The following is a 12,660-nucleotide window of genomic DNA, read 5'->3' as shown; positions in this document are numbered from 1 at the left end:
AGCACTGCCTGTGTTTTATCCTGCCAGGCAGTGATCCGGACACCACCCACAATAAGTACAACGATCAACACCAAGGGGCAGATTGTATGGCTAAAGATATTCAGGGGCTGGGCCTTGGCCTGGCCAGTCGTTTTGCTGGCAGCCGTTGGGCGGAAAAATACGGCCTGCGCAAACCCGCCGAGCGTATTGCTTACCTTTCTACCCGCGCCGGTTTTAAATTTTTCGGCGAGATGATGCAGAAGCGTGAAAAAAAGCAGGACAGTACCCGCGGCGAACGCCTGCCGGAACGCAAACAACAGCCATTGTTTGATCTCAGTCTGAGCGAAGAACAGCAGATGATCCGCGACAGTGTGCGCTCTTATGCTGAAGAAATCGTGCGCGCTCTGGCCCATGACGCCGATGAAAATCTGCAGCTGCCGGAGACTTACCTGCAGGATGCCATGGCGCTGGGTCTGAATCTGTTCTCGGTGCCAGAATCCATGGGCGGTGCGGCACAAAGCTACAGCCCGACCACCAGCGCGATCATTGCCGAAGAACTGGCCTGGGGCGATTTTACCCTGGCCTATGCTGCCCTCGCCCCCGTGGGGGTCGCCAATGCTCTGGTGCGCTGGGGCACACAACAGCAACAGCAACGCTGGCTGCCACTGTGGCTGGCCGAGCAACCGGTAACCGCGGCCATTGCCCTGCAGGAACCGCACCCACTGTTCGCCCCCGATAAGCTGGCGTGCAGCGCCAAAAGCAATAAACAGGGCTATGTGCTGAACGGCGTCAAAGCGCTGGTGCCGTTTGCCGGTAAGGCCGATCTGTATCTGGTGGCCGCCCTGCTGAATGGCAAACCGCAACTGTTTATCGTGCCCGGCGACAGCCGTGGGCTGAACTTTACCCGCAGCCCGGCCATGGGTCTGCGCGCCGCCGCCACCGGCACACTGACACTGGATAAAGTGCAAGTGAGCGTCGATGCCCTGCTGGGTGGTGAAGACAGCGATTTCGATTACCGTGCCTTTGTCGATCTTGGCCAGTTGCACTGGTGCGCCCTGGCCATCGGCACCTGTCAGGCCGCGCTGGATTATCTGATTCCCTACTGCAACGAGCGTGAAGCCTTTGGCGAACCCATCAGTCACCGCCAGTCGGTGGCCTTTATGATCGCCAACATCGCCATCGAACTGGAATCCATGCGCCTGCTCACCTGGCGTGCGGCGGCGCTGGCTGAACAGGGTCAGCCATTCCACCGCGAAGCCTATCTGGCCCATGTTCTGTGCGCTGACAAAGCCATGGAGATCGGCACCAACGCCGTACAATTACTGGGCGGCCACGGCTTTACCAAAGAACATCCGGGCGAACGCTGGTATCGCGACCTGCGCATTCTGGGTTGTGTTAACAGCGGTCTGCACCTGTAAGGAGAACAGCACATGATGAATCTCGAAGTTCCGAAAAAATTCCGCCCGCTGGTCAATCAGGCGCGTCAGGTAGCCGAAAATGTCTTCCGCCCGATCTCGCGCAAATACGACCGTGCCGAACACGCCTACCCGGTCGAGCTGGATATGCTCGCCGCCATTATGGATGGCATGAACGACGGCACACTGGGTGAAGGTGCCGGTGCCGGCAAACTCAAACAAGATAAGAAAAAAGCCGACGGTATCGTTAACAGCACCAACATGACCACCGTACTGGGCCTGCAGGAACTGTGCTGGGGCGATGTTGGCCTGTCGCTGACCCTGCCCCGCCAGGGCCTGGGCAACGCCGCGATTGCCGCCGTTGCCAATGACGAGCAACTGGCCCGCTTTGGTAACAAATGGGCCGCCATGGCCATTACCGAGCCTGGCTGTGGTTCCGACTCAGCCGCCATCCGCACCACCGCGGTCAAAGACGGCGATGAGTACGTGCTGAACGGCGAAAAGATTTACGTCACCTCCGGTGAGCGCGCCGAAGCCGTGGTGGTCTGGGCCAGCCTCGACCGTAATATCGGTCGCGCTGCGATTAAATCGTTCGTGGTGGAAAAAGGCACCCCGGGCATGGAAGTGGTGCGTCTGGAAAAGAAACTCGGCATTAAAGCCTCTGACACCGCCGCCATTACTTTTACCGATTGCCGCGTTCCCGCCGCCAACCTGTTAGGGTCGCCGGAAATTAATGTCGATCAGGGCTTTGCCGGTGTCATGCAAACCTTCGACAACACCCGTCCGGTGGTGGCCGCTATGGCCGTGGGTCTGGCCAAAGCCGCTCTCGACCGCAGCCGTGAGCTGCTGAAAGAATACGGTATCAGCGCCCGTTACCGCACCAGCATTAAAAACAGCAGCCAGATCGAAGCGCAGCTGTACCGCTACGAAGCCGACTGGGAAGCCGCACGTCTGCTGACCTTAAAAGCCGCGTGGATGGCGGATAACGGTATGCCCAACTCGAAAGAAGCGTCGATGTCAAAAGCCAAAGCCGGTCGCAGTGCCAACGCCATTACCCTGGGATGCGTTGAGCTGCTCGGATCGTTGGGTTACAGCGAAGATGAATTACTGGAAAAATGGGCGCGGGACTCAAAAATCCTCGATATTTTTGAAGGCACGCAGCAAATCCAGCAACTGATTATTGCCCGCCGTTTATTGGGTAAAAGCTCAGCCGAATTACGCTGATTTGCACACTATTCAGAGGTGCCCTAGATAAAACCTGACATAAATCCTGTGGCCCGGCCTGCAGGATTTATGTCATTCTGAAATTTATAACAAAAAAGAAATCACCACAGGTCCGTTCCATGAATCGCTCAGCCATTACGTCTCCCGATCTGTCTGCACAGACGGTCAGCCAGCAGCCCTTAAAACCACGCAACGTCAGTCTGCTGAATATTATCCGTAACGCCGTCGGCGGCTTACCGGATATCGGCGTTACCCTGAAAGGCGTACTTGCTCTGGTAACGACTAAGCCGGAAAAGAAACAATCCATTGGTTTATTACTGGAACAACACGCCGCCAAACAGCCGGATCATATTGCTATACGCTATCAACAGCAGAAAATCAGTTATCGCCAGCTGAACGAAAAAGTAAACCAACTGGCGCATTACTTTGCCAGCCAGGGCATCGGCCACGGCGATACCGTTGGCGTGATGCTGGAAAACCGCCCGGAAACGCTGCTGGCGGTACTGGCTACAGTAAAACTCGGCGCTATTGCCAGTATGTTTAATACGTCACAGCGCGGTGAAGTGCTGGAGCACAGCATTAATCTGGTCACCCCCAAATTATTGATTATCGGCGAAGAAATGCTGGGCAATGTGGCGACGATAGAGCACTCGCTGCCAGCGGCATTAAAAAAGCAACTGTATTTCTGGCAAGACGGTCCGGCCAGCCAGCACGAATGTCCGGGTCATTATCAGAATCTGGAACAGGTGATTGCTGCACAAGCCAAGAATAATCCGGCGACGACCCAACAGGTGAAAATGCACCAGCCCTGTTATTACATTTTCACCTCCGGTACCACGGGCCTGCCCAAAGCCTCGGTCATGAGCCATTACCGCTGGTTTAAATCCATGGCGGGCATGGGCCTGGCATCAATGAAATTACGCAAGGACGACGTGCTCTACGTCAGCCTGCCGCTGTATCACAACAACGCTTTAACCGTATCGCTGGCCGCCGTATTGGGTGCCGGTGCCTGTATTGCGATTTCGCGTAAATTCAGTGTGTCGCGCTTTTGGGACGAAATCCGTGAACACGGTGCCACCGGCTTTTGTTATATCGGTGAATTATGCCGTTATCTGCTGAATACTGCGCCATCGGATAAAGACCAACAGCATAAAATCCGCGTCATTATTGGTAACGGTCTGCGTTCCGATATCTGGATGGAATTCAAACAACGCTTCAATATTAAACACATTAACGAATTTTACGGTGCCAGTGAGTGCAACCTGGTATTTACCAATGCGTTAAATCTGGATCAGACCGCCGGTATCTGCCCGCTGTCATACAACATCGTGGCCTACGATATTGAAAACGATGAACCCCTGCGAGATAAAAAAGGCTTTATGCTGCCGGTAAAAAAAGGCGGCACCGGCCTGTTAATTACCGAGGTCAACGATAAGCAACCGTTCGAAGGGTACACCGACGCCGACGCCAGCCAGAAAAAACTGTTCCGCGATGTGTTTAAAAAAGGCGATTGCTGGTTTAACAGTGGCGACCTGGTACTGAACCAGGGCTTTAAACACGTCGCCTTTGCTGACCGGTTGGGCGATACCTTCCGCTGGAAAGGCGAGAACGTCGCCACCACCGAGGTGGAATCTATCCTGATGGAATTTACCGATATCGAACATGCAGTGGTGTACGGTGTTGAAGTGCCACATACCGATGGCCGTGCCGGTATGGCCGCACTCACCCTGCGTGCCGGTGCCGACATAGACTGGAGCGCTCTGACCCGTCATCTGCGCGAGAAATTACCGGCCTACGCCATTCCGTTATTTTTGCGTCTGCGTCCACAGGAAGAAGTCACCGGTACGTTTAAATACCGCAAAGTGGAATTAAAAGACGAGGCTTTTCATCTGGCTAAGGTCAGCGATCCGCTGCTGGTTCTGGCCGGTAAACATGAGCCTTACCAGCCATTAACCGCAGCGCTGGAACAAGCCATTAATGACGGCCAACTCAGCCTCTGAATGGATTTTTCTGCCCGGATGGCCGGGCAGTTTCAGGCAACAGCCCACAATCGTTTACTGCTGTGGGCTGTCTATCATGTCGCCCAACGCCTGCAGATCGAAAGGCTTGGTCATATAACCATCCACCCCCGCATCCTGTGCCTGACGGATCTGATCCGGCAAGGCATCTGCACTGACCCCATAAATGCGCGCATGGCGTAATTCCGGAATCGCCCGTAATTTTTTCAGTACATCCAGGCCATGAATATCGGGCAGTCGCATATCCAGTAAAATCACATCCGGTGTGTGTTGCAGGGCCATATTCACCCCTTCCTGACCGGTACGGGCAATGGCCACTTCCATATTATCGCGGCGCTTCAGCCCCAACTCGACAAAACGGGCGTTAATCGGATTATCTTCGATATACAGCACACGGCGATGGGTATCGGCCATCAATGCGGCAGATTCATCTGCGGTATTGGGGCTGGCCATACCGGGGGCTGGCTGTATGGCATTAAAAGAGTACAGCGGTGATGCCTGCGGCAACTCCAGCCAGAAGCAACTGCCCTCGCCTTCACGGCTGCTGAAATCCAGTACACCATTCATGCGGCTGGCCAGTACCCGACTGATTACCAGCCCCAAGCCACTGCCTTCAATGCTGCCTTGCTCGGCTCCCAAACGCTGAAACGGCGTAAAAAGATCGGCCTGCCGTTCTTCTGCAATACCGCAGCCGGTATCGCGGATGCTGATGCGCAGACGACCGGATGCGGTGTTTTCAATCCGGATATCCACATGGCCATCGGCACGGTTGTATTTAATGGCGTTACTGAGCAGATTGAGCACAATCTGCTTGCAGCGTACCCGATCCGCACACACCCAGGGTTCGGCCACCGCACTGTGCATGCGGATACGGATACCGCGGGCAAAGGCACTGCCCCGCACCATCTCCTGGCATTCTTCCAGTAATGCCAGCAGCGCGACCGCTTCACTCTGCGGTTCCTGAACATGCCCTTCGAGCTTAACCAGATCCAGCACCTGATCGACCAGCGCCACCAGATGTTTACCGGCCCGCTCAATCAGCTCAATCGCTTCTTTTTGATCGGCATTGTGCAACTCCGCTTTCAGCAGCTGGCTGAAACCAATCACCGCGTTCAGTGGCGTGCGCAACTCATGACTTAGCCCGGCAATAAAGCGGGCATTCTCAGTTAAGGCCTGACCAGCGGCGGTGGGGGTTTGCGTACCGTAGGGTGACTCGCCAACCGCAGCAGCAGTATTTGACGATGCCGCGTCGGCGCTACGCGGATTAGCGGTCAGTAATATCAGTTTCTGCTCATCCTGCAGGTGAAGCTGTAACTGCAGTTGCCAGTCGTCTTCATACCAGCGCGATTCCTGCAGCCCATCGAGCACCTGAAAATGGTGGAACCACTCAACAAAGCCTTCCGACTCCAGCAGCTTTACATTACAGCCCGTCACCGAGCGGGCACTGAGACCAAAACGGCGGCCGTAGGCATCATTAGCCTGCAGCACTTCACCGTCCGAGGTTAACAGAGCCAGAGGCTGTGGCAGCACATTCAACAGGTGTACATCCGCGCCCGGAGCCGAATGGCTGAGCACCGGCAGTGCCGAAATGTCCAGCCGGATGGCGACAATGCCCATGGCTTCGCCTGCACCGTCACGCAGCACGTTTTTACTGGTCAGAAAACTGATCGCCCCAGCGCTGGTATGATCTGCGCCACCGCGGTCGGTTGTATCTGTCGCCGCACGCTGAGTGCCGACAAAGGGTTCGATAAAAACCCGCGCGCCATCGGCATGGCTGACTTCATCATCCGTCCGCTGCTGCAACGCCGCCCATTGCGGGGTAAACAGCTCACGGTCACTGCGGCCTGCCGCATCCCGTGAACGGATACCCAGCAGGCTTTCAGCGCGATGATTGAGCAACAGATAGCGTCCCTGCATATCTTTAACCGTTACCGCCGCCGGAGTGTGATCCAGCACGCTGCCAAGCCAGGCATGGTCGCCTTGCTGCAGACGTTGATAATCCGGCTGCGATGCCGCCAGGTCGTGCACAATCGCAGTAAAACTGCGCGCGCCACCCAAATTCATTTCACTGACCGATAAATGCAGCAGAAATTCGTCACCGTTTTTACGCAGCCCCGGCAGCTCCCGCCCACGGCCCATAACGGTGGCATGGCCATCAAGCAGATACTGGCGGATATACCCCTGATGCCGCTGACCATGACGCTTGGGCATCAGCATGGCAATGTCCTGTCCCAGAAGCTCATCGGCGTCGTAGCCAAAAATGCGGCATAACGCCGGATTGCAGGCCTGAATTTCTCCTTCGCTGTTAATGCTGACAATTCCTGCCGCAGCCGTATCAAACAACACCTGATACAGCTCGCTGTCGTTTTTCATATTCAGGCGGGTCACCATCTGTCTGACCCGGCCATAAAGACTTGGCATCCTTTGCAACTCCCAATACTTGGTACTATTGTTCAGTACATCCGATACTGATTACAATTCACTCAACTGTAGACCATAAAACCACACAAAGTAAATGGTATTTGGCGGTAATGGAAGATCCCCACAGGCCAATACGGAGAAACATATCCAGCCGCAAACCTTGTGATAACGCTGACCCCGCTTTCCTGTATCTACAGCCCTTAATCCAGAGACTGAACCTGCTGTAAAGCTTGTGATAGCACGCACCCGCTTCCTGCCCCCGTATCCGCTTAATCAGGAGACTGAACCTGCTGTAAAGCTTGTGGTAGCACGCACCCGCTTCCTGCTCCCGTATCCGCTTAATCAGGAGACTGAACCTGCTGTAAAGCTTGTGATAGAATGCGCCGCTTTCCTGCACCGGCCGCCACGTTGGCTGCCCTGACTGAATTCAACGAGGATGACCCGATGACCGTAGCGGTTGGTATCATCATGGGCTCTAAGAGCGACTGGCCCACCATGCAACACGCAGCAGATATGCTGGATAAACTGGGTGTGGCTTATGAAATAAAAGTGGTGTCTGCCCACCGCACGCCGGATCTGCTGTTTGATTACGCCAAAACCGCTCAGGGCCGTGGTATCAAAGTGATCATCGCCGGAGCCGGTGGCGCGGCTCACCTGCCGGGCATGTGTGCCTCACAGACCTCGTTGCCGGTACTCGGCGTGCCGGTTAAATCCCGCGCCCTGAGCGGCCTGGATTCGCTGCTGTCCATCGTGCAGATGCCCGGTGGAGTTGCCGTTGGTACTCTGGCCATCGGCGATGCCGGAGCGAAAAACGCCGGTCTGCTGGCTGCCCAGATTCTGGCCACCAGCGACAATGCCCTGCTGGCTAAAATCGACGCCTTCCGCGCCGAACAGACCGACAGCGTGCTGGCCGAACCCGATCCGCGCACCGCACTGTAAGCGTTAACGACCTATCCGGGCCCGGTACTGCCGGGCCCGACTTTTCTGAGAGTGAAGAAGCATGAAAATCGGTATTTTAGGTAACGGCCAGCTGGGCCAGATGCTGTCTGACAGTGTGCAGGACATCAGCGATATTGAAGTATCGCTGTACGACCTGCGTGCCCACAGCGACGAAGCTCTGGATGCATTTCTGGCCAGCGTTGAGCGCGTATCGTTCGAAACCGAAAATATCCCGGCACACATCGTTGCCCGTCTGGAAAGCGTTGCCGACAAGCTGTATCCCAGCCTGAAAGCGCTGAAAACCTTCCAGAACCGTCTGCTGGAAAAAACTGCCCTGCGTGCCGCCGGCATCGACACCGCCGATTTCTGTGCCGTTAATTCACTCGACGATCTGCACGCCGCGGTAGAACAGCTGGGCCTGCCCATCGTGCTGAAAACCACCACCGAAGGTTACGACGGTAAAGGTCAGTACGTACTGCGCAGCCCGGCCGATGCCGAACCGGCCTGGGCCGCCATTGGCGGACGCGAACTGATCGCCGAAGCCTTTGTCAGCTTCGAGCGCGAAACCTCCGTCATCGCCAGCCGCGACATTAACGGCAATATGGTGATCTGGCCGATGACCGAAAACGTACACCACGAAGGCATTCTGCGTTATTCGCTGTTCCCTGCCGCCGACCTCAGTGCCGAAAAAGCGCAACAGGCCGAACGCTATATCCGCCAACTGGCCGACAGCCTCGACTACGTGGGCACTATCACGCTGGAACTGTTCGACACCGCAAGCGGCCTGGTCGCCAACGAAGTGGCACCGCGCGTACACAACTCCGGCCACTGGTCGATTGAAGGTGCCACCACCAGCCAGTTCCGCAACCATATGCTGGCGATTGCCGGTCGCGCACTGGGTGACACCACGGCCAAATACCCGGCCGTTGCCATGCTCAACGTGATCAGTGATGAAACCCCGGCCGAAAAAGCCGCCACCATCGGCAACGCCTTCCGCCACTCCTATGGCAAAGAAGCGCGCCCGGCGCGTAAACTCGGCCACGTCACTGTGGTTGCCAAAAACGTTGCCGAACGTGACAACACCATCGACCAACTGGCAGATTTAATTCCTGCCGGTGTCTGGAAACGCTAAGGAGTTTTTTATGGCCAAGTCATTACAGGAACAGCTGCTGGCAGCCGGCTTGATCGATAAACAAAAAGCGAAAAAAGCCGCCAAAGAACTGAAAAAACAAGATCACCTGCAACGCACCGGACAAGACAACCAGCTTGACGAAGCCAAGGCCAAAGCCGAAGCCGTGCGCAAAGAAAAAGCCGAACGTGACCGCGCACTCAACCGCCAGAAAGAAACCGAAGCACAGCAAAAAGCCATTGCTGCGCAAATTAAACAGCTGATCCAGACCAACGCCATCAAAAGCGAATACGCCGATATTAAATATCAGTTTGTTGATGGTAAAAAAGTGAAACAACTGTACGTTGATCAGGCCGTCTGGGACCGCCTAAGCCGTGGCCAACTGGCCATCATTGCGCTGTTTGTTAACCCCAGCCAGAAAAGCTACGAAGTGATTCCGCTGCAGATTGCTGAAAAAATCCGCCAGCGCGACGAAAACTATTTTATTGTGATTGCCGAAAGCAGCCACGGTGAGATGGAAGAAGACGATCCGTATGCGGCGTATCAGATTCCTGATGATCTGATGTGGTAATTCATGGTTAATAAGAAGCCCGCGGATGCGGGCTTTTTTGTGGCTGCCCTCTCGTTCCTACGATGCAACTGTGCCCGCAAGAACTCCCACGCAGAGCATGGGAGCCAGATGAGAGCATGGGGCCAGATGAAATCTACCCTCTCGTTCCTACGCTTCGCGTGGGAATGCAACTGTGCCCGCAAGGTCCCCCACGCAGAGCATGGGAGCCAGACGAGAGCGTGGAGCCAGATGAAATCTACCCTCTCGTTCCTACGCTCCGCGTGGGAATGCAACTGTGCCAGCAAGGACTCCCACGCAGAGCGTGGGAGCCAGATGATGAAATCTGCTACTCGCAGCGATGCATACCTTCAAGCCACACCTGATACCGCTCTTTTGCCCTGTCAGTAACCCGAATGGTTTTACCGGCAATCCATGCCGGGCTGTATCTGCGGTTCAGTATGGCAATATTGATTGTCTCGCCCTGATCAGAGGTGCAGCCATCACCGCCCATACAGCGCAGATTCCGCAGCCAGCGCTTGTCCTGAAAATAATATGAATGCCCGTTACGGGTGAGCTTCACAAGATCAATCAGCACTTCGCCGTTTCCCGGTTCGATATAGGCTAAAAGCTCGCGAATCTTATGTTTCATAGGGGTTGTGCTTCATAGGGGTTGTGCTTCATAGCGACTGAGATTTCATATTTTTTTCCAAGTGACGATTCAATCACTGGATTCATTTTTCTGCATCCATTAAAGCGGGGGACAACCTCAGTGTGAATTAAAATGGTTATTCTATTTATTTTTAATCTGTCCTGAACGCTTTTTTATAAAAATTCTCGTTTGAAACGCCGAACTTTTGAACGCATATTTTTCATAGGAGATGACGTATTGAACTGAATCATGCGACCAAGAGTCCATTGTTCATACCAAGCAATACCATACAGATGATGATCAGTTAAACCTGAAATAAGTAAAAGTATTTCATTTATCGTAGACTCTAACTCGACAAGCAGATCATCGTATTTCCAGTCACGATACTCTTCGTGAAAATGTTCAGCGAGTAGCCCCAGTTGATTCCATTTATAACCCGTTTCAGGGAAATCCACATGCTGATTTTCAGATTTCAGGTGATGCCATTTAAGAACCAGCTTCCCCCAACCAATCAAGTAAGCAACCGTATCACTAACGCTAATCATCGTACCCTTAATGTTTCCCTCGACCGCGGATTTACGCGCCTTGCTTTCTGGAATGGAGCGATAATCAGCCATTAGTTTTGGAAATATTGAGTTTATGGCCAGCTCCAATTCTTCCTTGTTCTTGGGTACAGAAGACAATATAGATCTCCATTAACATAACAATCTATTAACGTGCATGCGCATTTATTAGCGTCGGCATTCAGGCCTTGTACATAAACTTGCAAATCAATTCCACAACCTGTTGATTTGAATATCAAATAAGCTAACACCGGCCTGAAAAACGAGCAAGCGCGAATAAGCCCCCGCTCTACAGGCATCGCAGCTATGGATTGCTGCTATACCCACGCACCGCATTAACCCGTGCAAATACCAGCGCCCCCAATGTCAGAATGGCGTACAGCACCAGCATAAAGATCAGTTGTTCCGGGTTGTCGGTGTATTCAAAGTGCAGAATCAGGCCGCCGCCAATCGCCAGACCGATAATGGATAACAGGGTAATAAACAGCGATGAATCGGTCAGTTTGCGGATACGGAAGTTGGCGATTGCCATTAACAATGACACCAGCAAAAAGGTAACGCTGCCGAATTCGAGTATGACTTTTAAGCCGCCGGCTAAAATCAGACCCATAGCCAACACCGCCATCATGGCGATGGCCGCCACCGGTATATTATTGCTGCGTTTTTCCAGACTTTTCGGGAAGAAGCCATCACCGGCAATCACCGCCACCTGACGTGAGGCGCCGAATAAGGTGCCGTTAATGGCGCTGCTGGTTGCCAGCACCGCCCCCAGCACTACAATATCGGCGCCGATATGGCCGAGTATTTTTCCGGCTCCGGCGGCCAGTGCGTATTCTTCGTTGGCGATAATATCGGCGGCGGGAATGGCCAGAATGGCGGCCACAGCAATCACCACGTACAGGGTAATGGCAATGGCGATGGCGCTGTAAATAGCGCGTGGGATATTTTTCTCGGGGTGTTCCATTTCTTTAACGGCGTTGATCACCAGCTGAAATCCTTCGTAGGCCACAAAGGTAACAGCGGCGACGGTAAGAATATTCAGCCAGGAGAATTCAATCTCCGGATGAATAAGCAGTTCGCTCAGGCTGGTTTCGCGATGCAGCAGTAAAATCACGGCAATCAGCAGTAATAAAATCAGTTTGCTATACACCATAATGTCTTCAATTTTACCCATGCCGCGCACGCTCCAGACATTGATCAGGGTAAATAACGCGATCACACCACAGGCCACCGCTTTGCGCAGATCGTTATTATCGGCAAAACCGGTGCCGCTTAACGCATAGGAAGCAAAGGTGTAGGCATAGAGGGCAATGGTACTGATGTAGCCAAAAATCACGTACCAGCCAATCAGCGCGGCAGCCAGTGGCGAGTTGGGAAAGGTACGTTTAAAAAAACCGTAGGTCGCGCCTTCGTCACGATAGTACACGCCCAGTTTTACGTACGAGTATGCGGCTAACGCCGCAATTAAACCGCCCGCCAGAATCGCCAGCGGCGTATAGGGGCCGATCAGCGCAACGGAAATACCGAGAATGGTAAAAATACCGCCCCCCACCATGCCGCCCAGGGCAATGGCCACTAATTCAGGCAACCCCAGTGCTTTGCCTTCGGTTTTGGCTTGCAGCCATAAGGGTAATTTCATCAGGTACTCCGGTGCGGTGATTCTGGGCAAGGACTGAACAACAACTGAACAGAGTTAAAAAAGCCGAGGGGTTTTCTGCAGAAATTCTGTTTCATCAGCACGAATAATCCTATGACTTATATCACTGGGCATGC

Annotated in this window: 10 protein-coding genes; 6 read left to right on the top strand and 4 right to left on the bottom strand. The window is 54.0% G+C overall.

Annotated features, from left to right (window positions below; genetic code table 11):
* Nucleotides 1–86: 86 nt before the first annotated feature.
* The 3 genes from NYR02_RS06405 (at nt 87) to NYR02_RS06395 (ending at nt 4,618) form a co-directional block, all read left to right on the top strand.
* Complete coding sequence (locus NYR02_RS06405) at nt 87–1,397, top strand: acyl-CoA dehydrogenase family protein (protein ID WP_260975539.1); 1,311 nt, start codon at nt 87–89, stop codon at nt 1,395–1,397.
* A 15-nt stretch (nt 1,398–1,412) separates the two neighbouring features.
* Complete coding sequence (locus NYR02_RS06400) at nt 1,413–2,618, top strand: acyl-CoA dehydrogenase family protein (protein ID WP_260975696.1); 1,206 nt, start codon at nt 1,413–1,415, stop codon at nt 2,616–2,618.
* 119 nt (nt 2,619–2,737) lie between these two features.
* Complete coding sequence (locus NYR02_RS06395) at nt 2,738–4,618, top strand: long-chain-acyl-CoA synthetase (RefSeq protein ID WP_260975538.1); 1,881 nt, start codon at nt 2,738–2,740, stop codon at nt 4,616–4,618.
* Between the two features lie 54 nt (nt 4,619–4,672).
* Here the strand turns inward: NYR02_RS06395 and NYR02_RS06390 are convergent, their stop codons facing one another.
* Nucleotides 4,673–7,057: a hybrid sensor histidine kinase/response regulator gene (locus NYR02_RS06390; protein WP_260975537.1), complete on the bottom strand. Its 2,385-nt coding sequence runs from the start codon at nt 7,055–7,057 to the stop codon at nt 4,673–4,675.
* Between the two features lie 444 nt (nt 7,058–7,501).
* Here NYR02_RS06390 and purE point away from each other — a divergent pair, with 444 nt between their 5' ends.
* The 3 genes from purE (at nt 7,502) to NYR02_RS06375 (ending at nt 9,696) form a co-directional block, all read left to right on the top strand.
* A complete protein-coding gene (gene purE / locus NYR02_RS06385; protein ID WP_260975695.1) occupies nt 7,502–7,996 on the top strand; it encodes a 5-(carboxyamino)imidazole ribonucleotide mutase in 495 nt (164 codons plus the stop codon).
* Between the two features lie 61 nt (nt 7,997–8,057).
* On the top strand, nt 8,058–9,128 hold the full coding sequence (locus NYR02_RS06380; RefSeq protein ID WP_260975536.1) for a 5-(carboxyamino)imidazole ribonucleotide synthase: 1,071 nt from the start codon (nt 8,058–8,060) through the stop codon (nt 9,126–9,128).
* Nucleotides 9,129–9,138: 10 nt separating this feature from the next.
* On the top strand, nt 9,139–9,696 hold the full coding sequence (locus tag NYR02_RS06375) for a DUF2058 domain-containing protein (RefSeq protein ID WP_260975535.1): 558 nt from the start codon (nt 9,139–9,141) through the stop codon (nt 9,694–9,696).
* A 325-nt stretch (nt 9,697–10,021) separates the two neighbouring features.
* On the opposite strand, the gene NYR02_RS06370 is transcribed toward NYR02_RS06375, so the two are convergent.
* The 3 genes from NYR02_RS06370 to NYR02_RS06360 all read right to left on the bottom strand — a co-directional run bounded on the left by NYR02_RS06370 (nt 10,022) and on the right by NYR02_RS06360 (nt 12,526).
* Entirely contained in the window at nt 10,022–10,324 is a 303-nt protein-coding gene (locus NYR02_RS06370; RefSeq protein WP_260975534.1) for a hypothetical protein, read from the bottom strand.
* A gap of 173 nt (nt 10,325–10,497) precedes the next feature.
* Nucleotides 10,498–11,007: a ClbS/DfsB family four-helix bundle protein gene (locus NYR02_RS06365; RefSeq protein WP_260975533.1), complete on the bottom strand. Its 510-nt coding sequence runs from the start codon at nt 11,005–11,007 to the stop codon at nt 10,498–10,500.
* Nucleotides 11,008–11,191: 184 nt separating this feature from the next.
* Nucleotides 11,192–12,526 (bottom strand): APC family permease, encoded by a 1,335-nt coding sequence (locus NYR02_RS06360; protein ID WP_260975532.1) that lies wholly within the window; start codon nt 12,524–12,526, stop codon nt 11,192–11,194.
* Nucleotides 12,527–12,660 lie beyond the last annotated feature (134 nt).

The sequence above is a fragment of the Thalassolituus pacificus genome (assembly GCF_025318105.1).
Classification (GTDB): domain Bacteria; phylum Pseudomonadota; class Gammaproteobacteria; order Pseudomonadales; family Oceanobacteraceae; genus Venatoribacter; species Venatoribacter pacificus.
Note: the sequence above shows the minus strand (reverse complement) of the source record. Positions and strands in the feature narration are given on the sequence as shown.

Coding starts and splice junctions, on each gene's coding strand:
- NYR02_RS06405 (WP_260975539.1), top strand. CDS start 87: ATGGCTAAAGATATTCAGGGGCTGGGCCTTGGCCTGGCCAGTCGTTTT.
- NYR02_RS06400 (WP_260975696.1), top strand. CDS start 1,413: ATGAATCTCGAAGTTCCGAAAAAATTCCGCCCGCTGGTCAATCAGGCG.
- NYR02_RS06395 (WP_260975538.1), top strand. CDS start 2,738: ATGAATCGCTCAGCCATTACGTCTCCCGATCTGTCTGCACAGACGGTC.
- NYR02_RS06390 (WP_260975537.1), bottom strand. CDS start 7,057: ATGCCAAGTCTTTATGGCCGGGTCAGACAGATGGTGACCCGCCTGAAT.
- purE (WP_260975695.1), top strand. CDS start 7,502: ATGACCGTAGCGGTTGGTATCATCATGGGCTCTAAGAGCGACTGGCCC.
- NYR02_RS06380 (WP_260975536.1), top strand. CDS start 8,058: ATGAAAATCGGTATTTTAGGTAACGGCCAGCTGGGCCAGATGCTGTCT.
- NYR02_RS06375 (WP_260975535.1), top strand. CDS start 9,139: ATGGCCAAGTCATTACAGGAACAGCTGCTGGCAGCCGGCTTGATCGAT.
- NYR02_RS06370 (WP_260975534.1), bottom strand. CDS start 10,324: ATGAAACATAAGATTCGCGAGCTTTTAGCCTATATCGAACCGGGAAAC.
- NYR02_RS06360 (WP_260975532.1), bottom strand. CDS start 12,526: ATGAAATTACCCTTATGGCTGCAAGCCAAAACCGAAGGCAAAGCACTG.